Annotated in this window: 1 pseudogene; it reads left to right on the top strand. The window is 59.9% G+C overall.

Features of this window, described 5'->3' with window-relative positions:
• Nucleotides 1-47: 47 nt before the first annotated feature.
• Nucleotides 48-609, top strand: a pseudogene (locus tag M0808_RS28400) (hypothetical protein); the annotation flags it as partial.

Here is a 609-nt window from a genome sequence, read left to right as displayed (position 1 = left end):
AGCCCAAGAAGAGAATCTCTGCCCCCCATTCATTGCTGGACCCGATAGTGCTCGGGCGCCTCCTGCCTTCCGGTCAGTGGGGGATCAACCGGGCGGCGGTGTTCACTTTTCCCGACCTCGGCCTGCTGGTCGTCATCCCCGTCTGGGCCACCAAGGCTGTCGGCGACACCGCCAAGCTGCTGCTCAATGGCCGTGAGGTCGACGGGCGCCCCATCATTGACGAGGCAGAGCTCAAGCAACCGACTCTCTTGTGGGTGGCTCCCCGTCATCTGCAGACAGGTCCTTACCAACTCACCTACGAAATCAAACAGCTCAATCAAAAAGAAGAGCGTCCGGACAAGCCCCTCGACCTCTTCGTCAAACTGGAACTCCCCGGTGGCCAGGATACCGACCCGGACCCTGGTCACTCCAACCTGTACATGTACATTCCCCCGGAAATCGTCAACGGCGGTGTGGACAAAGACGTTGCCGAAGCGGGGGTGCCGATTGTCATCAGGTCCGAGTCCGACAGCGGCTTGCCTTACCCGGACATCGCGGAGGGCGATGTCATTCATCTCAGTTGGGGTGGCTTTTTTGAGTATTCCACACCGGTGACCCAGGCGCAGATCA

The organism is Pseudomonas sp. MWU12-3103b (assembly GCF_023100615.1).
GTDB lineage: Bacteria > Pseudomonadota > Gammaproteobacteria > Pseudomonadales > Pseudomonadaceae > Aquipseudomonas > Aquipseudomonas putida_A.
Note: the sequence above shows the minus strand (reverse complement) of the source record. Positions and strands in the feature narration are given on the sequence as shown.